This is a genomic window from Allobosea sp. (assembly GCF_036675845.1).
Classification (GTDB): domain Bacteria; phylum Pseudomonadota; class Alphaproteobacteria; order Rhizobiales; family Beijerinckiaceae; genus Allobosea.
In genome coordinates this window covers 1-23,837 of record NZ_JAKFED010000132.1, presented here as the reverse complement: position 1 = coordinate 23,837, position 23,837 = coordinate 1, and the positions used below count along the sequence as shown (strand labels likewise).

The window sequence follows — 23,837 nt, the reverse complement described above, 5'->3', positions numbered from 1 at the left end:
CCCCCGATTGGGTGGTGGTGGCGAGCCAGCCGGAGCTCTTCCATACCGAGCGGCTCGCCGAATTCCGGCGAACGTACATTCCGGTCGTGATTCTCGCCCTGTTGCTGGTCACGTGGCTCACGGTTCGGCAGTCGCGCAACATCGTGGAGCCCGTGGGCGCGCTCGCACTCCGCGCGGCGGGTGCGGGGTGGCGCCACCGCGGGGCAGACCGGGCAGACCGCGGCGACGGTGCGGACCCGGTTGCGGCTGGGGGCTGTCCGCGCCAGCCGGGTCGCCTCCGCGGCATGCTGCGAGCCGGGGAAGAGCCGGGCGAACATCAGGAGCGACTCGGCATCGCCGGCGCGCACCGTCTCGGCCCAGGCGGTCTCCTCGGTGCGCAGCGTGACGATGCGGTGCAGCCGCGGCGCGCGCTCGCCCTCGGGATGGATCTCCAGGGCGCTGCGATAGATGTCGCGCCGGTCCCAGGCGATGGCGCTGCGATAGGCGTCGGCCGGCGAAAGCGAGCGCAGGCTCGCCGCGGTCGGCCGCATGGTCAGCGAGACCTCGCTTGGGGCCGCGCCGGCAGCTGGCGGGGTGGTCGGGGTGGCGGGCGCCGCCGGGCGCTGGAAGAAGGCGAAATCGGTGATCAGGGACGAGGTGTCCCAGGGGATCTGCGTGCCGTTGGTGGCGTCGTGCACCGCGAGGCGGATGCGCCGGAAGAGCTGTTCGACCGGTTGGCCGGGTTCGCGCGCCAGGCGCAGAAAGGCCTCGGTGAAGGGGCTGTTGCTGCCGGCGCCGTCGGCCGCGGTGGCGCCCGGCGAGGTCGCGAAGGCGACGAAGGTGCCGCTGCGGGAATCGACGCGGGCGAGGCCGGCCTCGCTGCGCGGGGCCTCTGTGGCGCCGTCGACCATCTGCAGAGCGAGGCCGCGCGCCATCTCGCGGGCGGCGAACGGGTTGTCGCGGCAGGCGTCGAGTATGGCGATCTTGGCGATGGCGCCGGTGGCGTCGAGGCGCTTGAGGATGTCGCTGAGGGAGAGCGCCTGGCCGGCGATGTTGGCGGCGGTCTCGGGCCGCACATCGACGGGCAGGAGATAATTGGCGCCGTCGAGCTGGATCGCGTGGCCGGCATAATAGACCAGTGCGGTCGTACCGGACCCGGCCTGCTGGACCTTGCCGATGAAGCCGTCGAGGCTGGCGCGCATGCCGGCCAGCGTCGCGTCCGTTGCCGGCACGACCTCGAAGCCCGCCTCCTGCAGCACGGCGCGGATGCTGGTGGCGTCATTGAGGGCGTTCGGCAGCTTCGGGACGTTCTGATAGGCGCCGTTGCCGATGACGAAGGCGAGGCGCTTCTGCTGCGCGAGGGCCTGCGACGCTGTCAGCGCCAGCATGGCGCAAACCATGCCGAGCACCAGGACGCAGGACGCGAGGATCTGTCGGCCAGTCCGCATCACGCCTCCTCGGCGACGCCGGCCAACATGCTGCGCCGCTGCTGATTCGCTCAAAAAGGCCCCCGCCTGAGCGGCAGACTAGGCAAAAGGCGGGGGCGCGAGAACAAGAAAATGTCCTAGAACCGCCACAAACCGGCAGGTGTGCGCGTGCGGCCACGCGCGGCGGCGTTCAGGAATCCATGCCTGAGCCTGCCGGAAAAGCTCCGGCATGGATCCCGGGCCGCCCTGCGGCCGCCCGGGATGACCTGGTTAAGAGCATTTTTCGATCACCCTGCACCGTCATCCCGGCTGGAGCGAAGCGGAACGCCGGGATCCATCGTAGAGCGCAGTGCCCTTCGATGGAATCCGGAGCGGCGCCGCTTTGCGGCTTGTCCGGAATGACGGTCCGATCAGATCGAAATTTGCTCTGGACAAGCCAGCCCGAGTGCCTCGGTCAGGGCTCGCGGACGACGCGGAAGCCGTTGGTGTAGAAGCGCACGTCGCTTTCGTATTTGAAGCGCGCGGCCGAGCGCAGATAGCGCGGATCGTTGTTGAAGGAGCCGCCGCGCAGCACGCGTTCGCGGCAGCCGGCCGGCGAATAGGCGCTGCCGTCGCGCGGCGAGGCGCGGTAGCTTTCGCTCCAGCAATCGGCGACCCATTCGGCGGCATTGCCGGCCATGTCGTAGAGGCCGAAGGCATTGGGCGGGAACTGGCCGACCTCGCTCGCCTGTCGCCGCGGCTGCGCGTTGCAGCCGTTGCAATTCGCCTTTTCCTTATCGATCGCGTTGCCCCAGGGGTAGCTGGTGGTCGAGCCGGCGCGGGCGGCGTATTCCCATTCAGCCTCGGTCGGCAGGCGATATTTCCGCCCTGTCTTCAGCGAGAGCCAGACGACATAGGCCCCGGCATCGTTCCAGTGGATGTCGGTGACCGGGCGCTTGCCGCGGCCGAGATTGCGATCGCCCGGGCGATGGCTGCAGCCACCCTGGGCGACGCAGGCGTCCCACTCCGCGAAGGTAACCTCGCGGGTGCCGATATAGAAGGCGCTGCCGATCGTGACCGAACGCACCGGCTTCTCGAACTCGAACATCTCGTTCGAGCCCATTTCGAAGCTGCCGGCCGGGACGAGGGCGAGCTCCGGACAGTCATCGCAATCGCGGATGGTCCTGGCCGGGCTCGCGGGTTGCGCGCCCGGCCGACCGGTTGCGGTGCCGGCTGTCTGGGGCGGCGGGGCCGGGGCGCGGTTCTGGGCCCGGCTCTTGTAGAATTCCTCCCGCGTCCGGGCGAGGCTGGCGAAGCGGCCGTTCGGATAGGCGTCGAGATAGGCGCGGTATTCGGCCGGGTTCTCGCTGTTGCGGATCGTCTCCCAGAAGGACAGCTCATAGGGTCCGAGCTGGTCGGATTGCGGCCCGGGCGGCGGCGGCGCGGTGATGACGCCGCGCGTGGTCTGCGCGACGGCGGCCGGCCTGCTGGTCGGCGTGACCACGAGCCCGGCGGCCGGCGGCGACGAGATCCAGAGCTGCTGCCTGCGCCTGGTCGCGCGGGCGACGGCGTCGCGGCTGCGAGTCAGGGCGGCCGCCATGTCGAGGCCCGGCGTGCGGATCGCCTTCAGCCATTCCTCGATCGCGGGATTGGGGCGGCCGGGCGTCTCGGGAATCGTCCGGCCGGGGGCGACCGGCGCCATCACCGCGATGTTCTCGAGGGGCTCGATCGCGGCGAGGCCCTTGCGGTTGCCGCCGAGCGCCGCCTGCCAGGGATTGTCGCGGGCGGCGTCGAGCACGATCACGGCGCTGTCCGGCCGGCTGACGATCAGCGCGTCGAGCAACCGGTCGAGGTCGACGGCATCGCGCCCGAGATCGCCCGGCGACTTGATCGCGGCATCGACGGAAGCGAGGAAGTTGTGGCCGCGGAACTGCACCGCATGCCCGGCATAGAAGACCACGACATGGGCGCCGCGGGTCAGCTTGCCCCTGAAGGAAGCCAGCGCCCGCTCCAGCGCGGCGCGGTCGGCATTCTCGACGGCGGTGACGTCGAAATCGCCCTGGCGCAGGGTCTCGGCGACGGCGCGGGCATCGACCACGGCATTGGCCAGCGGCGCCTCGCGATAGGCGGCATTGCCGATCACCAGCGCCAGCCGGGCCGGAGCCGCGCCGCTCTGCGCCCGGGCCGGGGCCAGGAGCGCGGCCGGAGCCGAAAGCGCGGCCAGCGCCAGAAGGACGAGGGCGAGGCGGCGATGCCACGACATTCCGTTCAAGGCTCCCGACAGGCCGCCCGCGCCGTCACGGGCGTGGTGAAGGTTCAACGGACATAGACTGTGATCTTCTGAGACATTACCGGCGGACGATGCGGCGTGTGCGTATGGTCGCCGAGCAGCAGCTGCAGCGTATGGGTGCCCTTCGGCAAGGTGACGACGACCTCGGTCTGGCCGTTGCCGAGATGGATGTGGTTGTAGTCCGAGGGGATGGGCAGGTCGGGCGAGCCGGGCTCGACATCGATCAGGAGATGGTGGTGGCCGGTGAGCGGCTTGTCGATTCCGGCCGGCGCGACACCCATCTCCTTCAGCCCCATCCGCACCGTGAAGCGCTCCGGCACCCGCAGGCCGTCGAGCGGATAGTGGAAATAGAGCAGCGCGCCGCGGGGCGCCGGCTGGCGCTGTGCCGTCTGTGCCGGCGCCGGGGCCGCGGCCAGGGGGCAGAGGAGGGCGAGCCCGGCAAGCACGAAGCGATGCCGGCGCTGGCAAGGGGCGGATGGGACAGTCCTGGCGGCGGGCGTGCTCATCGACGCGCCCTCCGCTTTTTCGGGTTGCCGACGAGGATCTCGATCCGCTCGGACATGATGGGTGGGTCGTGCGGTACGTGCTGGTCGTCGCCCAGGATGAGCTGCAGGGTGTGCCTGCCCGGCGGCAGGGTGATCTTCCGCTCGGTCTGGCCATTGCCGAAATGGAGATGGTTGAGGTCGCTCGGGATGGCGACGTCGAGCGCCGGGGTCGGCACGTCGATCAGCAGATGGTGGTGGCCGGTATTGGGCTTGGTGACGCCGGCGGGAGCGACGCCCATATTGCGCAGCCCGAAGCGGATGGTCGAGGTCGCGTAGATCGTCGTGCCGTTGCGCGGATAGACGAAATAGACCGCGGCGTCGTTGGGCGCGGGCGTCCGCCCCGGCGTGCGGGCGCTCGCCTGCTGGGTGGGGACGGGCGGCGCGGCCGTGGCCGCCGCGACGCGCACCTTGACCTTCTGCGACATCACCGGAGGATCGTGCGGGACATGCTCGTGATCGGCGAAGAGCAGCTGCAGGGTGTGCTCGCCCGGCGGCAGCGTCAGCTCGGTCTCGGTCTGCCCGCGGCCAAAATGCAGGTGGTTGAAGTCGCTGGGGATCTCGCGGTCGAGCGGCGGCAGTTCGGTATCGACCAGGAGGTGGTGGTGGCCGGCATTGTCCTGCTTCGTCCCGGCCGGCACGATCGCGATGTTCTCGGTGGCGAAGCGGATGACGGAGCGGGCCGGGATCGTCGCCCCGTCCTGCAGGCCGACGAAGAAGACCCGGGCATTCGGCGCCGCGACGGTGCGCGGCTTCTCCTCGGGCGCCGCCTCGACCTCGACGGTGATCTTCTGCGACATAACCGGCGGATCGTGCGGCACATGGTCGTGATCGGCGAAAAGGAGCTGCAGGGTGTGACGCCCCGGCGAGAGCAGGATCTCGGCCTCGCTCTGGCCGCCGCCGAAATGCAGATGGTTGAAATCGCTCGGGATCGGCTGGCCCAGCGGCGGCAGTCCAGTGTCGATCAGCAGATGATGGTGGCCGGCATTGCGGCGCTGGGTATTGGCCGGCGCGATTTCCATGCCGGTGACGGCGAAGCGCACCAGCAGCTTGCCGGGGACCCTGGCATTGTCGCCGAGCTCGACGAAGGAGACCTTGGCGCCCGCCGGGGCGGGGCTGCGCGGCCTCGGCCGCTCCTGCGCGAAGGCGTTTTGCGCCATCATGGCGAAAACCGCTGAAACGCCGACAATAAGGTTCAGCCGAATACCTCGCATCGGCGCTCTTCCTTGAGGCGCTGCACGGGATGAAGCTAACAGGGCCCTGCCGCAGGGGCAACCGCTCGTCGGAGCAACGGATAGCTCTGGATTTTCGCCGTGGCTTTCTTTAGGTTGACGCAGGGAATGGTGCCATGAACGCCGCGGTCAAGCTCTGTGCACTGGTCGCTCTTCTTTCGCAGTTGCTGGTCCTGCCGGCGCTGGCGCAGGATCGCCGCGTCGCCCTGGTGATCGGCAATTCGGCCTACAAGAACGCGCCGGCCCTGCCGAACACGCCCAATGATGCGCGCGATATCGCCGAAGCCCTGCGCAAGGTCGGCTTCGAAGTGGTCGATGGCGTCGATCTCGACAAGCGCGGCATGGACATGGTGCTGTCCCGCTTCGCCCGATTGGCCCAGGATGCCGACGCGGTGATGTTCTACTATGCCGGCCACGGCTTCCAGTTCAACGGCGAGAACTTCCTCGTACCGGTCGAAGCCAAGATCGACGACGAAATCTCGGTCCAGTACGAGACGCTCAAGCTGAGCGAGGTGATCACGGCGCTCGGCTTTGCCAAGGGCGTCAAGATCATGGTGCTCGACGCCTGCCGCAACAATCCCTTCGTCGCCCAGCTCTCGAAGAAGCAGGCGACGCGCAGCTTCTCCGTCGGCACCGGCCTCGCGCCGATCGCCCGCGCGCAGGGCATGGTGACCGCCTATGCGACGCAGGCGAACGACGTCGCTGCCGATGGCTCGGGCCGCAACAGCCCGTTCACCGCGGCGCTGGTCCAGGAGATGAAGCAGCCTGGGCTCGAGATCGCGACGATGTTCCGCCGGGTCCAGAAGGTCGTCTACGATGCGACCGGGGGCAAGCAGACGCCGGAGCTGTCGCTGTCCCTGCTCGGCGATTTCTACATGAACCGCGAGGAGACGGACGCCGATATCTGGAAGCGCCTGCGCACCAGCGACAATCCGGCCGAGATCAAGGCGTTCATCCAGCGCTTCCCCGGCAGCTTCTTCGCCGTCGACGCCAAGACCAGGCTCGACCTGATCGAGCGCCGCAACTTCTCGTCGAGCGAGCGCGAGAAGCTCGAGAGCGAATTCGCAGCACGGGAGAAGGCCCTGCTGGAGCGGGTCCGGGAAGTGGAGAAGAGCCGGCAGCAGGCCGCGACGGATCTCGCCGGCCGCGATGCCGGAAAGACCGATGCCGAACGCTCGGTGCCGCGTCCGGCCGATGCGCCGGCCCAGGCGCCGGCGGCGATCGCGCCCGCGGTGAAGCCGTCGGATGCCAGCGAGCGCGAGCGGCTCGCCAAGAAGCTCGCCGAGCGCGAGCAGGAGCTCGCCGCGCTCGAGGCCGAGAAGGCCAAGCTGTCCCAGGAGCGCCAGGAGCGCGAGAAGGCGGTCGCGGCGCGGATCAATTCGGGCGCCACCGTGAAGGAGCTTCCGGTTCCGGAGAAGCCGCTCCTGCCGAGCGCGCGTCCTCCCCGGCATGAAGCGCGGCCGGTTCAGCCGCAGGAACGCATGGTCCTCGATCGCAGGTCGACCGATGTTCTCCTCGGTGGCGTCGAATCCGCGGCCCCAGCCCCGGCCCGCGGCAGCAAGGCACGGCGGCCGAGCGGCCCGCGCGACTGCACCGACGCCCTGATGCGGGCCCAGCTCGGCGATGGCGGCCGCAACTCGCTGCAGGACTGCCGCTGACAAGGGCTGGCGATGATCGCGGCCTGCCGACGGCGTAGCCAACGGCAAGGTCTCCCGGGACATGGCGTGGACAGGTGGCTTGATGCGTCGATCCTCTCTTGCTTCTTGCGGGCTTGTCGCCCTGCTGTCGGCTCCGGTGGCGGTTCCGGCACAGACGCCGCCGCCCGCGGCACCGGCTCCGGCGGCCGCTCCCGCGCCGACCCCGATCCCGTTTCCCGAGGCGTTGCGGCGCGCCGCCGCCGACCTGTTCTCCAAGGCCAATCTGGCAGAGGACCGGGTCGAGCTGGTGATCGACCCGCTGATCGACGGCGTCTCCGGGGCGCAGTCGGCCTCGACACGCTCGATGCAGCAGACGCTCTCCGAGATCGTCGGAAGATCCTATCCGCGCTTCCAGATGCAGCCCTTCACGACGGAGAGCCTGGCGCGCGAGCCGGTGGTGCTGATCGGCACCTTCACGGCGGTGAACAACGCCGGCGATGCCAAGGGACCGCGCGACGCCTACCGCATCTGTCTGACGCTCGCCGATCTGAAATCGAAGCGCGTTGTCTCGAAGGGCGTCGCCCGCGCCAGGCCCGACGGCGTCGACGTGACGCCGACGACCTATTATCGCGACGCGCCGATGTGGGGAAAGGATCCGGCGACCGAGGCCTATATCAAGGTCTGCCAGGGCACGAAGCTCGGCGACCCGATCGACCCCGTCTATATCGAGCGGCTCGGCGCGGCGGCCCTGATCAATGACGGCATCCTGGAATACGAGGCGCGGCGCTACCGCGAGGCACTGGCCTTCTACCGCACGGCGCGGGCCTTGCCGGGCGGCGACCAGCACCGCGTGCGGGTCGGCGCCTATCTCGCCAGCAGCAAGCTCGGGCGCAGCGAGGATGCCGTCGATGCCTTCGGCGATCTGGTCGACAGCGGCCTTTCCAGCAACCAGCTCATGGTCAAGCTGCTGTTCCAGCCCGGGACGACGCAGTTCATCGCCAATCCGGAGATTACCGAGCCCTATCCGATGTGGCTGAGCCAGATCGCCACCCGCGCCAGGCAGAAGGGCGCCTGCATCGAGATCGTCGGGCACACCTCGCGCACCGGCACGCCGCATCTCAACGAACGGCTCTCGGTGCTGCGCGCGCAATATGTGATGGACCTGCTCCAGGCCGGCGCTCCGGACAGCCGCAACCGCATGATCGCGACCGGCAAGGGCTTCAACGAGAACCTGATCGGGACCGGCAAGGACGACGGCAGCGACGCGCTCGACCGCCGGGTCGAATTCAAGGTCATCGGTTGCTGAGCTTGGCGAAACGGGAGGCGAGAGTGGCGGACGGGTTGCGGGCATGAGCGAGACGAAGACCAACCCCTATGACGCCGTCGCCTATCCAGGCCATGCCTTCTCCCAGACCCATCCAGGACATCTGGCGACGATCGCGCATTTCCACGGCATGCAGGCGGCGCCGACCGCGACGATGCGGGTGCTGGAACTTGGTTGCGGCAGCGGCGGAAACCTGATCCCGATGGCGCTGCAATCGCCCGGCGCCGCCTTCGTCGGGATCGACCTCAGCGCCAGCGCCATCGCGCGGGCCAAGGCCGATGCCGAGGAGCTCGGGCTGCGCAATATCGACTTCCGGCATCTCGACATCATGGAAGCCGGCGCGGCGCTCGGCAGCTTCGACTACATCCTGGTCCATGGCGTCTATTCCTGGGTGCCGCCCTTCGTGCGCGAGCGCATCCTGGCGCTGTTCGGCGAATTGCTGCGGCCGCAGGGCATCGCCTATGTCAGCTACAACGCCCTGCCGGGATGCCGGCTGCGCGACCTGGCGCGCGACGTCATGCTCTACGAGACGCGCGATATCGAGGAGCCGCTGGAGCGGGTCCGCGTCGCCCGCGCCGCGATCAAGCGCTTTGCCGAGGCGACCGATCCGGACTCGTTCTACGGTGCCGCGCTGCGCGAGCGCCTGCAGCAGATCGCCGAAATCCCGGACAATGTGCTCTATCACGACGACCTCAACCCCGGCGCGCGGGCTTTTGCGCTGCACGAGGTGCTGGACGCGGCAGCGCCGCAGGGCCTGCAATTCCTCGCCGAGGCCTCGTTTCCGAACAATTTCGGCGGGGCGCGCGGGCCGGCGCAGCAACTCCTGAATGCGATCCCGATCGACGAGCCGCTGCGCCAGGAGCAGTCGCTCGACCTGTTGATCGGGCGCAGCTTCCGGCAGACGCTGCTGTGCCGATCGGATGTCGCGCTGCACCGCGGCTTCTCGCGATTTGCGCTGGCCCCCTATCATCTCGCTGCGAATGTTCGCGAGGCTGACGAGAAGGACGAGCGGCCCGGCGTCGGCGGGTTTCTGTTCGGCGACGACGTGCGTCTCGCCGTCGATCTCGACACCGCCAAGGCGGCCTTGCGCGCGCTCGGCCAGGCCTGGCCCGGTAGCCTCAGCCATAGCGAACTCGTCGCGACCGCCCTGCGCGCGGCCAGGGACAGCCTCGGCCCCGATACGGAGCGCGAGATCGCCCGGCTCAACGAGGCGCTGACCGCGATCTATCGGGCAGGGCTGCTGGAGATCCAGCTCGAACCGCATCGGCTCACCACCACCGTCAGCGAGCGGCCGGTAGCGAGCCTCTTGGCGCGGCGGCAGGCGCAGAGCGGCAACGAGGTTACCGATCTGCGCCATCGTGCCGTGGCGCTCGACGGCGTGGTGGTGCGCAAATTCATCAGCCTGCTCGACGGGACGCGGACGGCACCGATGCTGCTGGCCGCGATGAACGACTTCCTGGCCGAGGCGCATGCCTCCGGACGCGCCGTCGCCGGCCTGCCGCAGCGGGCGACGGCGGAAGAGGTCGAGACGCATCTGCGCGACGTGGCCCGGCTCGGCCTGCTGGCGGGCTGACGATTGTCGCGACCCCGGTTCACGCGTATTCTGCGCCGTTGCCCGAGCAGATGGCGGCTATCCGGTCGCGCGCCGGCAGGCGTGGCCGATATCGCCGGAGCATTGCGCCAAAAGTGGGAACCGGCTTTTCGCAGGAGCAATGCTCTGCTCATAGAAGCGATCACGTTTGTCGCATTCGGACGATCGCGTCCGAATGCGACGTGATTCGGCGGTAGCGAGGCATGAGCCAGCGCTTCAAGCAGTTTCAGGCCGCGTTCCGGGAGGATGCCTGCCTCGAGACGATGATGCAGGCGAAACGGGGCGGCATCAGCGTCGCCTGTCCCGCCTGCGGCCGGGTCTCGGCCTTCGCGCCGCGGGTCAAGCTGCGCGCCTATGCCTGCGGCCATTGCAATTTCCTGATCTCGCCCTGTGTCGGGACGCCGCTCGAGAACCGCCGGACCTCGCTGCAGCTCTGGTTCTTCGCCATCAGGGTGATGGCCGAGCAGGGCGCCAAGGCGGCCGCGGCAACCCTCGAGCGCGAGGCCGGGATCTCGATCCAGCAGGCGCGTCGGATGGTGGCCGAACTCGAGGCGGCGGCCAAGGGCGGCGAGCGTGGTGACTGGTTCTCCGCGGCGCACAAGGCTGTCGCCGGCAGCGCCGGTTCGGTACTGGTTCCGGGCGGGGCGGGGGCGGGGCGGGCGACCCTGCGCGGTGCTGCGCTGCATGCTCCCGCCGTGGCCGCTGAAGCCAGTAGCCGCTTCCGGTTGCTCGCGCTGGCGAGCTCCGGGGCTGTGGTGGTGGCCGTGATGGCCGGGGTGGCGGTGGCGACCCTGGTTCCTGCGCCGACCCCCTTGCCCGATCCGGATTTCGAGCCGGCGGAGACGGTCGACGCCCCTTCGCTGCGGGCCCCGACGCGCCCCTCGCTGATCCTGTCCTCGGTGGAGGGCGATCTCGAAGCGGCACGGCAGGCGACGCAGTTCGCGCTCAGCAACGATCCCTCCCTGGCGGCGCTGACCGAACAGGCAGCGCCGGCCGAAGCATCGGGCCCCCAGCCGCAGGCCCTGCCGATGCCGGTGCTGCCGCCCTCGAACATCCTCCTCGTTCCGCCGAAGCTGCCGGCGAAGCCCGGCGCCGCGCCGGCGCCGGCATTCCTGCCACGCGTGCAACTGCCGCGCGCCCCGATCACTTCCGGCGGCGACCCCGACCAGATCCTGACCTTCGGGCCGATCCGTATCCGCCGGCACCTGGTCGATATCATCGTGCGGGCCGGGCGGATCGTCGGCGCCGACCCGACGCTGCTGATGGCGGTCGCCGACAAGGAATCCTCGTTCGCGACCACGGTCCAGGCCAAGACCTCTTCGGCGACCGGGCTCTACCAGTTCATCGAGCAGACCTGGCTCGGCGTCGTCTTCGAGTTCGGCCGCAAGCACGGCATGGTGGCGGAAGCGGCGCAGATCTCGCGCAATGGCCGGCAATTCGTCGTCGCCGACGCTAATGAGCGCCAGCGCATCCTCGACCTGCGGCGCGAGCCCTATCTCTCGGCGCTGCTCGCCGCCGAGATGCTGAAGCGCGACACGCTGCGGCTGGAGAAGGCGATGGGCCGCCATCTCACCGGCGGCGAGATCTACCTGATCCATTTCCTCGGCCCGGATGCGGCGCAGACCTTCATCGCGACCATGGAGGAGACGCCCGGCGCCAGCGCCGCCGAATTGCTGCCGCGCCCGGCCCAGGCCAACCGGCCGATCTTCTATGCCGAGGCCGGCGGCGAGACCAAGACGCTCTCGGTCTCGGAGGTCCACAAGAAGTTCAACGAGATGATCAGGGTGCGCCTCGACCGCTACAAGGTGGTGCGCGGCGGCGGCGCCCCGGCTGCGCCGCCACGCCTGCCGCTACGGTAAGGGGTTTGCGGCCCGGCCATTCCTGCATCATGATCGGTGTGCGATGGCGGCAGCCTGGGAGCGAGCGATGGCGACGGCGAAGAACCGGTTCGAACAGGTCGACGAGCAGCAGCCCGATGCGATCACGCTCAGCCTCGTCCAGCGCGAAGGCAAGACCTTCGGCAGGATCGCTTGTCCGGCCGCGCTCGCCGGCGGCCATCTCGTCAACGATTTCCTGAGCGACGAGCTCGAGCCGGTCGAAGCTTTCCGCTCGGCGGTCAGGCTCGCCAACGAGATCAAGGCGCCGATCGTCGTCGAGGACGGACAGGGCCTCTGGCAGGAGGATTGGGGCGTCCTCTATCGCGAGGACTGAAGGCGGGCGCCATGCTCGGGCTTGACCCGAGCATCTCGGGCCGGAGGAGGCTCCTGTCGGTGCCTTCTCGTCATGAGATTCTCGGGTCTGCGCTTCGCTTCGCCCGAGAATGACGCGTCCGCGCTCACTCGATCCTGAAATACTTGATACCAACGCCGATCTTGCCGCCCGTGCGGGCGATGTCCTGCTTCAGCCCGGGAAAGACGTCGCCGGCCGGTGCCGGGCTCGGCCCCGACAGCGACGGCAGCGGCGCCGGGCTGACCAGCGCGATCACCGCCTGCGGGCGGACCGGGGCGCCGGAGGCCGCAGTCGATTCAAGCTTCAGGCTGAAGCTTGCCTTGCCGCCCTCGCGCCGCGTGTAGTTGGCGAGGTTGTAGACTAGCCCGTCATCGCCGACGAGCAGCACGGCGAGGTTCTGCCGGGCGTCGCTCTCGACCGTGCCGCTCAGCGTATCGCCGCTCCTGATCGTGAAGGCGCCGATCTGCATGACCGGGCTGCGGTCGATGCCGCGCCCGATCTGGCGCAGGAAGTCGACCATCGGGCACTGCGCCGTGGTCATCGAGCGCAGGCTGATCTGCGCCTCGAAGCCCTGGTTGCGCTTGAAGGCCGAATCGAAGGCCACGAAAGGCGGTGCGGAGCTGCCGAAGCCCTCGACGGTGACGCGCTTGTCGGACACCGAGATCGGCCAGAGGAAGAAGCAGGCGCCGCCGTCATAGCTCGTGATGTAGCGCTCGATCCGTTCGGCCGGCGTGCGCGGCTCCGGCTCGGCGGAGGTCGCCGGTGGCGGGTCGAGCGTATTGGCGGCTGTCTTGGTCTCCGGCGCCGGCGGCGGCCGGGGCGAGGGCGGGGGAGCGGCGACAGGCGGTATCTGTGCCGGTATCTGCGCCGGGGCCTGGGCCTGTGCCTGGGCGGGCGGTGGCGGCGTCAGTGGCGGGGGCGGCTCCGTGCGGCCGGCGTTCTGCGGCGGTGTCGCCACGGGAGCCGGCGCCGGTGCGGGCGTCGGTGCCGGCCGCGATTGTGGCTGCCGTGGCTCCTGGCGATCGGAGGTGAAGGTTCCGCCCGGCGGCTGCGCCGCCGGTGGCGTCACGGCCGGGGTCAGGGTCGGTGCGGGCTCGTCCTGGCGAGCCTGCGGCGCGGTCGTCGGCGCCGGCTCCGGCGCCGGGACTGGCTCCGGCGCATTGAGTTCAGGCGCGGCGCCTTGCAGGCTGGGCGGCGCGGGGGCGTCGGTGCGGCCGGCGCTCAGCACCGGCGGCTCGACGGGCGTCGGCGTGCCGCCGCCGCGCCCCAGCAATTGCCAGGCGAGGAGGCCGCCGCCGCCGAGCAAAGCGAGCGCCCCGACCCCGGCGAGCGCTTTCCAGGGGATGGCGCGGCTGGTGGCTGTCTGCTGGCCTTTCGGCTGCCAGGCGGCGACCTCGGCCATGTCGGCCTGCCGATCCTTGGGATCGGGCGCGAGCATGCGGGCGAGCAGCGGGCGGATGCGCTTGTCGACCGCGCCGAGATCGGGCACGCGCCGGCGCTTCTCCAGGATCTGCATCTGGGTGCCGCCCATGTCGAGCGGGCGGCCGCCGAGGGCCTCGGCCAGGACGAGGCCGAGGCTGTAGATGTCCGACTTGCCGGTGACCTCGCCGCCATAAAGCCCGAGCTGCTCGGGCGAGACGTAATTGTACTTGCCGGCAAAGCCGCTGCCGATGACGGTCTTCTCGCCCATCAGGCTGGATTTGGCGATGCCGAAGTCGATGATCTTGGCGCGCGCAACCTGGCCGCCGGGCAGGATGATGTTGTCGGGCGAGACGTCGCGATGGGTGATGCCGAGCATATGGGCGGCATGCAGGCCGGTGGCGATGCGCCGGCGCAGGAGATCGACCTCCTCCGCCGGCAGCGGGCCCTGCTTGATCCGCTCCGACAAGGGCTGACCGTCGACGAACTCCATGGCGAGATAGGTCGCCTGGGTGCCCGGGTCAACGGTGAAGACGTAATAGCGGACGATCGCCTCGTTATAGAGGTTGTGCAGCGCCGCGGCTTCCTTGCGGAACAGGGTGACGACCGCGTCGTCCTGCGCCATGTCGGGGCGGACCATCTTGATCGCCACCGCATCGCCGGTCTGGATGGCGCGGCCCTTGTAGACCTCGCCCATGCCGCCGGTCGCGATCAGGCGCTCGATCTCGTAGATGCCGTTCAGCCGCGTGCCGACCGAAAGCCCAGTCCGCGGCATGATGATCGTGCGCTCAAGGTCGCTCATGGCGCGTCGCTCCTCGGCCGTCGCATGTTCGGCATCCAGCGCGTCTTCACCCTGCGTTCGTGATGATAGCGGACAATGACCACGGTGACATTATCGGTCGCGCCGCGCTCGAGCGTCAGGGCCAGCAGGGCGTCGCAGGCGCCCTGGACGCTGTCGCCTTGCGCGGCGCTCAGGATCTCGGCGTCGACGACATGGTCGGTCAGGCCATCGGAACAGAGCACGAAGGTGTCGCCGCCCTCGATCTCGCCACTGTCGAGCTCGAGCTCGGGCAGTTCGTGGGCGCCGATGGCGCGGGTGATGACGTGCCGCCGCGGCCAGCGCCGGGCCTCCTCGGCGTCGAGCAGCCCGCGCTCGATCATGTCCTGCGCCTCGGTGTGGTCGCGCGAGACCTGGGTGATGCGCCCGTCGCGGACGAGGTAGATGCGGCTGTCGCCCGACCAGACGCAGGCGAAATGCGTGTCGTGCACCAGCAGCACGGCCAGCGTCGAGCCCATGGTGGCGCCGGCGCGCTCGCGTATCTGACGGCGCAGCTCGGCATTGGCGGCGAGAACGCTCTTTTCCAGCTGCGCCAGCAGGTCGGCGGCGGAGCTGGCGGGGCCGACCGCTTCGAGTGCGGCGGCGACCGTCGCGCTCGCCATCGCGCCGTTCTCATGCCCGCCCATGCCGTCGGCGACGGCCCAGAGCCCGAATTCCGGCCGCAGCACGAGATTGTCCTCGTTATGGGCACGGACGCGGCCGGGATGGCTGATCGCGCCTGTCTCGAAGGGAGTAGCGTTGCCGACATCGTTCATGGCGTTGTGCCCGCGCCGAGAAAGGCATCGAAGCGCCCCGTCAGGAGGCCGCTGAACAGATAGGGGCTGGGCAGCGTCTGCCCGACAAGGGCGAGCGGCTCGAAATTATCGCCGCCGACGGTCCAGAGATAGCTGGCATGGGCGTAGGAACGGCTGTGGTCCTCGACGCGTAGCGCCGCGAGCCGTGCCGGGAAGGCCGGTGGGTCGAGCGCGCTGACGATGGTGCCGTCGGAGAGCCGCACCATGTCGGGCGGCGGGGCGGCCTTGAGCTCGTCGTTCGGCAGGGGCAGCTCGGCGAGCGCCTGGGAGACCGTCTCATAGCTCGCCTCCGGCTCCAGCGCGTGCAGCAGGAAATCCTCGGCCCTTGCGAACCAGGCGTCCTGTGGATCGGTCTCGGGTGGCGGGATCGCAGCGCCCGGGCCTGCGACGGCGAAGACGGTGAGCGGAAAATAGCGGCCGATGCCGTCGACCGAGGGCATGAAGGCGCCGGCGACGGTGTGGCCGGCATAGGCGGAGCCGAACCAGAAGCGCCAGATCGGCGCGTTGAGGAAGGCGTCCTGCCAGCCGGCGCCGAGCTCGAGCCGGCTCGCGGTCAGCCCGCCCTGGAGCCAGGGCTCGTAGACGGAGAGAAAGCCGGACGGCGCGCCGAGGGCGATGAAGTCGCGCTTGCCCGGAAGTTTCCCGAACAGCCCGCAAGTCATCGCGTCAGATCCCGGCCGGACAGCGGATTTCCCGCAGTGCCGGCAGCACCAGCGGGTTCTTCAGCGAGCCGACGCCGATCTGGTAGCCGACCTGGCGGCCGCCGGCGCCGAGCGTCAGGATGACGTTGTCTCCCTGGCGCAGGACCGAGCCGGCATCGAGCAGGCGGAAAAACGACCAGATGCCGTCGCGCTCGAACAGCTTGACCTCGCTCGGCGCAGCCGGTGTCGGGCTGTTGGAGAAGAAGCCGCCGCCGAAGATGCCGCCGGCATTGGTGTTGGCGGCGCCGAGCGTCAGCGTGATCACGGTCCTGGCGAGGCCGCCGCCCGGCCACATCACCGGCGTCGGCGTGTTGACCCCCTGCTGGCTCGCCACGGTGAAGCCGTTGATCTCGAGCTTGGCCCCCGAGGCGTCGGCGGAGAGCGCCGTCGGCACCACCACCATCTGGAAGGAAGGCAGGTTGCCGCCGGTCGGGAAGAAGGCCTCGCGGATATCGCTGGCGCGCTGGAACTCGCGCAGGGTGGTCGGCGAGAGCGAGCGGGCGACGCGGCTGTCGGAACGCCAGGCCCATTGCGCGCCGGATTTGTCGATATAGGGGTCGAGCCGCTCCTTCAGGAACTTGTCCATCGCACCCGTGCCGGGGGCGAAGAGCTGGGCGAAATCCGACAAGGCGATGTCGCGGGTGCTGCCCTTGGTGAAGGGATAGCGGTTGGCGAGCAGGTTGGTGCAGGTGCGGCTGACCTCGTTGCCGAGCGCCTGACGCAGCAGCGCGATGGTCGCGCCGGTGGCGTCGCCCTCGAAATCGTTGACCGCCGAGACGATCATCGCGTCGAAGGGGGCGGGATAGCGCGAGGAATTGCCGCGCAGCGAGGCGATCAACGGCACCAGCGCGGCGTTCGCCGCCGCGGACTGCGCCGGCGTGGTGGCGGCCATGGCGAGGTTCTGGTTGATCTCGGCGAAGATCTGCAGCGCCTGGTCGACCGGCCGGCGGCCGAGATCGCCGTCGACCAGGACATGGTACTGTTTGAAGCCGGCCTCGATATTGGCGCCGAGCGCCTCGCTGCCGCCCGAGAGCACGCGGTCGACGCCCGGCGCGGCGAGCGGCAGGGTGGTGCCGAGCCGGCCGAGCGCCGCATTGGCGCGCTCCTCCAGGGTCTTGGCGGCAGCCTCCTTGCCGGCCTGCGCCGCCGCCTGGGCCGCGGTTGGGCGACGGGCGGCGCGCTCCTTGGTGAGCTGCGTCTCGTCGCGGACCGATTCCAGCAATTGCTTGAACGGCGAGGTCGGCGCGGCGATGGCCGAAAGCGCGACGTATTTCGGCTTGTCGGCATTGAGCGGGCGCAGCTTCAGCCGCTTCAAAGCGCGCTGCCAGGAGGCGGTGAAATCACGTGAGTAAAGTCTCAGAAGGTCCTGGAACAGGCTGGCATATTGGGAGGTGATCGCCGCCTGGTCGACATTCTCGCCGAGCACCCAGCGCTCCTTCTCGATGCGCTCGCCGATATCGCCGAGACGATCGACGAAGGCGTTCTGGAAGCCGTCATAGGTGTAGAAATACGGCACCCGGATCGAGTCGAGGTCCTCGCCGGAGACGCCCTCGAAGACCAGCCTGACATCGGAGCCGCCGCGCTGAGCCGCGACCCAGTCGCGATTGCCGTTGCGCCCCTGCGTGCGCAGCAGCTCATAGGCGCGCTCGGCGATGCTCATCCGCCGCAGGGTGCGCTGGCTGCTCTCGATCAGGGTCTGGTTGAGCTTGACCAGCGGCTCGGCGCCCTCGTCGAGGTCGAGCAAAGCGGTGAGATGCTCCTCGAGCGCCTCGCGGCCCTTGGCGTTCGCGGCGCCGGGGAAAAGGTTCTCGGCCCAGTCGAGCCGCATCCAGGCGAGGACGAGATCGCGGTCCAGCTTCGCCTGGCCGCCGACCATCAGATAGACCTTGAGCGCCTCGTAGATGAAGCCGGGATTGTTGGCGTTGGCCTCGAGCTGCTCCTCGAGCCGGAAGATGATGCGCGAGCGCAGCATCCGCTCGAGCGCCTCCTGATAGCTGATCTGCGTCGCCGATTGCAGGCGCTCGCGCTGGCTCAGCCCGAAGGTGGCGGCGACCGGCGTCGGCTCCTCCTTGCTGGCATAGCCGGCCGGCATGTGCCGCAATTTGTGCAGCAGGGGCAGGATCCGGCTGAAATTGCGCTCGGAGATCGTCGTCTCCTGGAGCACGGGGGCGGCGCTGGAGCGATAATCGGCGAGGGCGTAGTTGGTCTGGTTGATCAGGTCGCTGTTGCGGGAATAGCTCGTCCACCACAGCCCGGCGAGGGTCAGCGAGGCCAGCGCGACGGCCGTGAAGCCTGCAGCCCGCAGCAGCGTCGAGCGCCGCGTGGCGCGCAGGTCGGTCGAGACCCAGCCCGACTCGCCGATGATCACCTTCTGGATCAGGTCGGTCAGGAAATAGCTCTTGCCGCGGCCGGAGAAGGAGCCGGCGCCGGCGTGCTCGCTGCCGAAATTGCGCGAGAGCGCGCCGATCAGCTGGTCGATCGGCGTGCCTTCCTGCGTGCCGGAGGTGAAGTAGAAGCCGCGGAGCGTCGCGCTCTGCTGATAGCGCGTCGGCTCGAAGACGCGGCCGAGGAAGTCGATGACGATCGGCTTCAGCGCCGCCATCTGGCTCGGCAGGCCGAAGAGCTGGGCCCGGGCCGTCGGGTTGTGCTCGTCCTGCAGGCGGTCGGCGAGGCGCTCGTTCAGCCGCTCGATCAGCGCGTCGAACTCGGGCGGCACGTCGCCGACCATGTTGCGGGTCTTGTCGAGCGTCTGGAAGGTATGGCCCCAGACCATTCGCCGCTGCGGCTCGGAGAGGCCGCCGAAGAACTCGTTGAAGCCGGCGATCAGGTCGGCCTTGGTGAAGACGGCATAGACCGGGAAATCGATCTTCAGGCGCTCGTTCAGCTCGAGCAGTCGGCTGCGGATCGCCTCGGCATGGGCGGTGATCTGCTCCGGCGTCGAGGTCAGCAGATCCTCGACGCTGATCGCGACCATGACGCCGTTGATCGGCTGGCGCGGGCGGTTGTTCTTCAAAAGGTCGAGGAAGGAGAGCCAGCTCGCGCGCTCGGCCCTGGTGTCGGTGTCCTGGGTGGTGTAGCGGCCGGCGGTGTCGATCAGCACCGCCTCTTCGGCGAACCACCAGTCACAATAGCGCGTGCCGCCCTGGCCTGCGATCGCGGCCGGCGCCTGGCCGCTGCGGGCGAGGGGGAACTTCAGCCCGGAATTGACCAGCGCCGTGGTCTTGCCGGCGCCGGGCGGGCCGATCATCACATACCATGGCAGATCGTAGAGATAGTCGCCGCCATCCTTGCCGCGCGTCCGCTTCAGCGTGGCGAGCGCGTCGCGCATCGCCGAGCCGAGAGCCGTGGCGTCGCCGGGCGAGCTTTCCTCCTTGGCCAGCGCCTCGCTGAGGGCGGCGACGGCCTTGCGGCGGCGGATGACGATGACCGCGATCCAGGCGATCGCGCCGATCGCGAAGAGCAGGACGAGCGGCAGGCGCACGAAGAGCGGCTCGAACGGGCGCACCTCGCCGATCGCGACGAAAGGCCCGCCGAACCAGACCAGAAGGGCCAGAGCCAGCGTGCCGACCGCGATCGCGACGATCCTGAGCCAGATCGCGACGCTCATCTCGTTGCAAACTCCCGCATGGCCTCTCTCATGGTGCCGGTTGCGCCTGGATCAGGTCGCATCCGGACGGAAAACTCCGAATGCGAAGAACCTGATCGTCGACCTCAATTTGGAGCATGGCATCTGCGAAAAACCGGTTCTCACTTCTTCGCGCCATGCTCTAGCCGTTGCGCTGGATCAGGATCTCGACGCGCCGGTTCTTGGCGCGCCCGTCCGCGGTCGTATTCGACGCGATCGGCGCATCGGGCCCCTTGCCCTCGATGCTGATCCGATCCTTCTGGTTCAGCTTGGTCTTGAGCAGGTCGCCGACCGACTTGGCGCGCTCCACCGATAATTGTTGGTTGGAACGGAAACGCGCAGTGCGGATCGGCTGGCTGTCGGTGTGGCCGACGACCTTGATCGCCCCGCCTTCCTCGTTCAGCACGGCGGCGATGCGCTCGATCAGCGGACGGAACTCGTCGCGCACCGCAGCCTGGCCGGGCTCGAACAGGGTGATGTCGATGAGCCGCACGATGATCAGGTTGGGCGTGACCTGGCAGGTGATCGGCGGGCGCACCGCGGCGCAGACCCTGGGCTGCTGCGCCGGTGGCGGCAGGGGTGGCGGCGGCTTGGCAAAGACCTTGCGGACGATGCCGAGCTCGCCCTTGGGGTGGACCGCGAGCAGAGCCGAGGCCGAGGCCTCGGCATTGCCGCCGAGCAAGGCGCGGAAGATGAAGTAGAGGCCGAGCACTGCGACGGCCGCAACGGCGGCGATCGACCAGACCGGGATCCTGAAGCCGGCGATGCGCGAGACCAGCGCCTGGCCCTGCCAGCGCGGCGACAATTCCGGATCGGGCTGCTTCACCCGCCGCAGCGTCTCGAACAGGTTGCGCTGGATCATCTGCAGGTTGGCGGCGCCACCGGCCGAGGTGCGGTGGATGCCCTCGAAGCCGAGCGCCAGGCAGACATGCATCAATTCGAGCAGGTCGTAATTGACCGCCGGATCCCGCTTGGCGCGCTCCAGCTCCTCGAAGAAGCGCACCCCGCCGACACGCTCGCCGAAGAAGCGCGAGAGCATGCTGTACTGCGTCCAGACATGGCGCTCCTCGCCCGGGATGTTCTGGACGATGTCGTCGGCGAAGGCGCAGAGGATGTATTTGGCGGTGCGCGTCTGCTCGGGCGAGGCGCCGGTGGCCCTGACCTCATGCTCGAAGGCCTCGATCGATTCCCCGACCTGGCCGATCATCTGCGTCGCCGGCGCGCTGCTGAGCGAGGCACGCAGGCGCCCGAGCAGCAGCAGCAGCGGCCCGGCCGATTTCAGCATCGGATTGGCGTTCGGCGTGAGCATCTGCTCGCGCTTCGGCAGCGGCTGCGGAACGTAACCCGGCGGGGGCGGGGCGCTCGGCCGGGGCGGCGGTGGCGGCGAAAGCCATTCCTCGCCGGCGCCCGGCACGCCGGGCGAGGGCGCGCCGGCAGGAGGATACTGCGGCGCCGTCGACTGGCCGTAGCCATAGGGCGAGGCGGGTGGCGGCGCATAGCCTGGTGCACCCGGCTGGGCGGGCGCGGGGCGCGAGGGCGGGGGCGCCCGCCGGCCGGCAGGGTTCGGCTTGATGATCGTCCGGTCCGAGCGGCCGAACGGATCCGATGGCGAACCCTTGTCGCTCATCTCCTGCCCTCGAGCACGGCCCAGAGCTCCATTTCGAGATCGGGCCAGTCACCGGAGAAATGCATGCCGATCGAACTCGCCGTGCTGAACTCCGGCCAGAGCGGCGAGGTGCGGTCGAGATAGAAATAGACGTGGTCGGTCAGCGCCCGGATCTGCGGCGGCGGGGTCGGCAGGTGGACGAGGTTGATGCCCGGCAGATGGGCATGGACGATCTCGTTCATCTTGGTGTTGGGGCCGACCTTGAAGAGATGCGGGAACTGCGCCTGGATCTCGGTCAGCGGCCGGCGCGCCGCGACCTCGAGGATCAGTGTCGCATTGCGCACCAAGGCGCGGTCGCGGATCGTCGACATGAAGGCGTTGGGGGCGCGCTCGACGATCTCGAGGCGGATGGCGCGGCGGCCGAGCTGGGCCGAGAGGAAGTCCTGGATATCGCGCACGACCGGGGTGAAGCAGCCTTCGAGATCGTCATGATCGTAGGCCGGGTAGTCGCGGGCGCGGCGCTCGGCGGTGGTGAAGGTGGCAAGCTCGCCGGCGATGGCGAGCAGGGTCGTGAACAGTCGCTCCGGATGGACGAAGCGCGAGCCGCGCATGTGCTTCAGCACCGGGATGTGCCGGTTCAGCATCTGCAGGATGAAATAGTCGGCGCTCTGCAGGCCGCCGCCGGCGGTCGGGTCGGCGGCGTAGCGGGCGAGCTCCTCGAGCTTGTTGTCGATCCAGCCGATGACGCGATCCATCCAGCCGTCGACGACCGGATGGGCCGAGCAGATCAGGATCGGCGGGGCGAACTTCTCGTCGAACAGGACGGCGCGGTCGCGCACTTCGAGGATGCGGCCGAGCGCGAGGCCGACATAGCCGGGCTTGGCGGTCTTGCGCAGCTCCAGCTGGAGGCGCGGATAGGCGATGTCGATCTCCTCCTCGATCCGCAGCGAGGCGGTGGAATCGATCAGCATCTCGGTCGACGGGAAGAAGCGGCTGGCTGAGCCGTTGAGGCTGTCCTCGACCTCGCGGGTGTTGGCCGAGGCCAGCGGCAGCGAGAGCCAGGCGATCTGGCCGGCGGCATTCTCCGGCACCTCGATCGCCGGCGGCAGCGGCGAGTTGTCCGGCATGGCGAAGGGGGTTCCGTCCGGCATCACGCCGACGGCGCGGCGCAGGCCGATGCGGCTCTGCTGGGCGAGGTCGCGGTCGATCTCAAGCACCGAGAAACCCCAGGGGTAGGGCGTGACGTGCCGGACGCGGTTCTCCAGCAGGTTTTCCAGGTAGCGGTCGTTCTGCTGCAAGTGGTGCGGTCGCAGGAACAGGCCTTCGGACCAGACAACCTTACTGTACCACGACATCCGGTTCTCGCTATCTCAAGGCTTGGGCAAGAGCATATACAGGTCGTCCACCAAGGTCACCATGCGCCGCGGCGTATTCGCCACCTGCCATTGCAGCTGTCTGGGCGGGTTTCGCTGCGGCAGGGCCGCGAAACGGTCGCAAGCCGGCACAGATGGCTGTAGGCTGTGGCGAACTCGACGCGGCGATCGCGCAGTGGAGCAGGAGCATGACGCAAGGCCAGGCGCCGGAGTACGACCGCAGCGGCCGGTTCCCGGTCGACGAGGACGGCTGGCAGATCGTCGATCTCGGCAGGATGCTCTATCCGGGCGGCCCACATGCCCTGCGCGTCCATGCGCCCGGGCTTCCGGCATTCCATCTCGGCTGGCGGTTCTCGGCGAGCAGCCCGGCGGCGGGCGACAACCGCGTCGTGATCTCGCATATCGGCGCGAAGCTCGGCGGGTCGGCACTGCCGCCGGTGCGCTTCACCCCGGCGATCCTGGCCCGCGTCCAGGAGCGCCTGCGCATCTATGTCATGATCCATCCGGAGGCGCTGTTCGGGGAGAGGATCACCGGTGTCGATTTCGTCGCCGAGGATCCGATGGTCGAGATCTTCTGACGATGGCCAGGCTCGGCTCCGCAAGCGCGATCTCGCAGATCAAGCCGGGCGCGACCCTGGACGATCTGCGGGCGCTGGCGCGCCAGGTCTCGGCGCAGCCGGCCCGCGCCGACGTGATCCTCTACTCCGCCGTTTCCGAAGAGGCGAAGCGGCGCTGCCAGGACACCACGGGCTACGCGCTGATCGACGACACCGAGCGCGCCGCCTTCCTCTCGGACGACCGGTTCCTGGTGGCGGTGGCGCGAGCAGCCGGGATCACGGAACCCAATCCGAAACGCGCCGTCGACAAGCTGATGCAGGGCTCCAGGCTGCCGGACGGTGATCCGGACAAAGCCGCGGCAACCGCCGGCAACGCTGTCATGTTCGGCGTCGAGGGCGAAGCCCCGGTACTGCAGAGTTCGTTCTGGGGCGAGGCCTCGCGCGAATTCGCCGAAGGCGCTTCGGGGCATGTCACGCTGCTGCTGGGCCGTCCGGTCAAGAAGGTGTTCTGGGCCGTCGAGCTGCCGGCCCTTTTGGCCTCGTCGGCCGGCGGCAAAATGCCGGGCTCGACGATCAACGCCATCCCGATCGCCTCGCTGCCTCCCAATCCGGACAGCGCGCTCGCTGCGGTCGCGCCATCCGCCGATGCGAACGCGAAGCTGTTCTCGGTGCCGCCCTCCGGCGGTGGAGGCGG

At 69.2% G+C, this 23,837-nt stretch carries 17 protein-coding genes; 7 read left to right on the top strand and 10 right to left on the bottom strand.

The genetic code is table 11. The features are described from left to right. The 4 genes from V6M56_RS13840 to V6M56_RS13825 all read right to left on the bottom strand — a co-directional run. Window positions 1-1,427, bottom strand: a 1,427-nt coding sequence (locus V6M56_RS13840) for a caspase family protein (RefSeq protein ID WP_332684602.1), incomplete at its 3' end; no start/stop codon positions are given. A 433-nt stretch (window positions 1,428-1,860) separates the two neighbouring features. Beyond that, the gene (locus V6M56_RS13835) at window positions 1,861-3,648 is read right to left on the bottom strand and encodes an SUMF1/EgtB/PvdO family nonheme iron enzyme (protein ID WP_332684599.1); all 1,788 of its coding nucleotides are present in this window, start codon (window positions 3,646-3,648) and stop codon (window positions 1,861-1,863) included. Between the two features lie 53 nt (window positions 3,649-3,701). Continuing rightward, the gene (locus tag V6M56_RS13830) at window positions 3,702-4,181 is read right to left on the bottom strand and encodes a DUF4399 domain-containing protein (RefSeq protein WP_332684597.1); all 480 of its coding nucleotides are present in this window, start codon (window positions 4,179-4,181) and stop codon (window positions 3,702-3,704) included. Beyond that, window positions 4,178-5,380, bottom strand: coding sequence for a DUF4399 domain-containing protein (locus V6M56_RS13825; RefSeq protein ID WP_332684595.1), 1,203 nt, complete (start codon window positions 5,378-5,380; stop codon window positions 4,178-4,180). Before V6M56_RS13825 ends, V6M56_RS13830 begins: the two co-directional genes overlap by 4 nt. Before the next feature lie 185 nt (window positions 5,381-5,565). Between V6M56_RS13825 and V6M56_RS13820 the strand changes: the two genes are divergently transcribed. The 5 genes from V6M56_RS13820 to V6M56_RS13800 all read left to right on the top strand — a co-directional run bounded on the left by V6M56_RS13820 (window position 5,566) and on the right by V6M56_RS13800 (window position 12,212). Then, a complete protein-coding gene (locus V6M56_RS13820; RefSeq protein ID WP_332684593.1) occupies window positions 5,566-7,107 on the top strand; it encodes a caspase family protein in 1,542 nt (513 codons plus the stop codon). Between the two features lie 82 nt (window positions 7,108-7,189). Continuing rightward, a complete protein-coding gene (locus V6M56_RS13815) occupies window positions 7,190-8,392 on the top strand; it encodes an OmpA family protein (RefSeq protein WP_332684591.1) in 1,203 nt (400 codons plus the stop codon). A 43-nt stretch (window positions 8,393-8,435) separates the two neighbouring features. Beyond that, window positions 8,436-9,983: a methyltransferase domain-containing protein gene (locus V6M56_RS13810; protein ID WP_332684590.1), complete on the top strand. Its 1,548-nt coding sequence runs from the start codon at window positions 8,436-8,438 to the stop codon at window positions 9,981-9,983. 221 nt (window positions 9,984-10,204) lie between these two features. Then, on the top strand, window positions 10,205-11,860 hold the full coding sequence (locus V6M56_RS13805; RefSeq protein ID WP_332684588.1) for a transglycosylase SLT domain-containing protein: 1,656 nt from the start codon (window positions 10,205-10,207) through the stop codon (window positions 11,858-11,860). Window positions 11,861-11,927: 67 nt separating this feature from the next. Continuing rightward, a complete protein-coding gene (locus tag V6M56_RS13800; RefSeq protein WP_332684586.1) occupies window positions 11,928-12,212 on the top strand; it encodes a hypothetical protein in 285 nt (94 codons plus the stop codon). Between the two features lie 124 nt (window positions 12,213-12,336). On the opposite strand, the gene V6M56_RS13795 is transcribed toward V6M56_RS13800, so the two are convergent. The 6 genes from V6M56_RS13795 to tssK all read right to left on the bottom strand — a co-directional run bounded on the left by V6M56_RS13795 (window position 12,337) and on the right by tssK (window position 22,568). Continuing rightward, the gene (locus V6M56_RS13795) at window positions 12,337-14,451 is read right to left on the bottom strand and encodes a serine/threonine-protein kinase (RefSeq protein WP_332684584.1); all 2,115 of its coding nucleotides are present in this window, start codon (window positions 14,449-14,451) and stop codon (window positions 12,337-12,339) included. Beyond that, complete coding sequence (locus V6M56_RS13790; RefSeq protein ID WP_332684582.1) at window positions 14,448-15,242, bottom strand: PP2C family protein-serine/threonine phosphatase; 795 nt, start codon at window positions 15,240-15,242, stop codon at window positions 14,448-14,450. The genes V6M56_RS13795 and V6M56_RS13790 overlap by 4 nt, the downstream gene beginning before the upstream one ends. Beyond that, window positions 15,239-15,943 (bottom strand): type VI secretion system-associated protein TagF, encoded by a 705-nt coding sequence (gene tagF / locus V6M56_RS13785; protein ID WP_332684580.1) that lies wholly within the window; start codon window positions 15,941-15,943, stop codon window positions 15,239-15,241. The genes V6M56_RS13790 and tagF overlap by 4 nt, the downstream gene beginning before the upstream one ends. Before the next feature lie 4 nt (window positions 15,944-15,947). Then, window positions 15,948-19,589, bottom strand: coding sequence for a type VI secretion system membrane subunit TssM (gene tssM, locus V6M56_RS13780; RefSeq protein ID WP_332684579.1), 3,642 nt, complete (start codon window positions 19,587-19,589; stop codon window positions 15,948-15,950). 160 nt (window positions 19,590-19,749) lie between these two features. Further along, window positions 19,750-21,234 (bottom strand): type VI secretion system protein TssL, long form, encoded by a 1,485-nt coding sequence (gene tssL / locus V6M56_RS13775; protein WP_332684578.1) that lies wholly within the window; start codon window positions 21,232-21,234, stop codon window positions 19,750-19,752. Then, window positions 21,231-22,568, bottom strand: a complete 1,338-nt coding sequence (gene tssK / locus V6M56_RS13770) for a type VI secretion system baseplate subunit TssK (protein WP_332684576.1) — start codon at window positions 22,566-22,568, stop codon at window positions 21,231-21,233. Before tssK ends, tssL begins: the two co-directional genes overlap by 4 nt. Window positions 22,569-22,774: 206 nt before the next feature. Between tssK and V6M56_RS13765 the strand changes: the two genes are divergently transcribed. Both V6M56_RS13765 and V6M56_RS13760 read left to right on the top strand, forming a co-directional pair. Further along, window positions 22,775-23,164, top strand: a complete 390-nt coding sequence (locus tag V6M56_RS13765) for a hypothetical protein (protein WP_332684575.1) — start codon at window positions 22,775-22,777, stop codon at window positions 23,162-23,164. A gap of 2 nt (window positions 23,165-23,166) precedes the next feature. Beyond that, window positions 23,167-23,837: hypothetical protein (locus V6M56_RS13760; protein ID WP_332684573.1), on the top strand; the 671-nt coding region annotated here is incomplete at its 3' end.

Coding starts and splice junctions, on each gene's coding strand:
- V6M56_RS13835 (WP_332684599.1), bottom strand. CDS start 3,648: ATGTCGTGGCATCGCCGCCTCGCCCTCGTCCTTCTGGCGCTGGCCGCG.
- V6M56_RS13830 (WP_332684597.1), bottom strand. CDS start 4,181: ATGAGCACGCCCGCCGCCAGGACTGTCCCATCCGCCCCTTGCCAGCGC.
- V6M56_RS13825 (WP_332684595.1), bottom strand. CDS start 5,380: ATGATGGCGCAAAACGCCTTCGCGCAGGAGCGGCCGAGGCCGCGCAGC.
- V6M56_RS13820 (WP_332684593.1), top strand. CDS start 5,566: ATGAACGCCGCGGTCAAGCTCTGTGCACTGGTCGCTCTTCTTTCGCAG.
- V6M56_RS13815 (WP_332684591.1), top strand. CDS start 7,190: ATGCGTCGATCCTCTCTTGCTTCTTGCGGGCTTGTCGCCCTGCTGTCG.
- V6M56_RS13810 (WP_332684590.1), top strand. CDS start 8,436: ATGAGCGAGACGAAGACCAACCCCTATGACGCCGTCGCCTATCCAGGC.
- V6M56_RS13805 (WP_332684588.1), top strand. CDS start 10,205: ATGAGCCAGCGCTTCAAGCAGTTTCAGGCCGCGTTCCGGGAGGATGCC.
- V6M56_RS13800 (WP_332684586.1), top strand. CDS start 11,928: ATGGCGACGGCGAAGAACCGGTTCGAACAGGTCGACGAGCAGCAGCCC.
- V6M56_RS13795 (WP_332684584.1), bottom strand. CDS start 14,451: ATGAGCGACCTTGAGCGCACGATCATCATGCCGCGGACTGGGCTTTCG.
- V6M56_RS13790 (WP_332684582.1), bottom strand. CDS start 15,242: ATGAACGATGTCGGCAACGCTACTCCCTTCGAGACAGGCGCGATCAGC.
- tagF (WP_332684580.1), bottom strand. CDS start 15,943: ATGACTTGCGGGCTGTTCGGGAAACTTCCGGGCAAGCGCGACTTCATC.
- tssM (WP_332684579.1), bottom strand. CDS start 19,589: ATGAGCGTCGCGATCTGGCTCAGGATCGTCGCGATCGCGGTCGGCACG.
- tssL (WP_332684578.1), bottom strand. CDS start 21,234: ATGAGCGACAAGGGTTCGCCATCGGATCCGTTCGGCCGCTCGGACCGG.
- tssK (WP_332684576.1), bottom strand. CDS start 22,568: ATGTCGTGGTACAGTAAGGTTGTCTGGTCCGAAGGCCTGTTCCTGCGA.
- V6M56_RS13765 (WP_332684575.1), top strand. CDS start 22,775: ATGACGCAAGGCCAGGCGCCGGAGTACGACCGCAGCGGCCGGTTCCCG.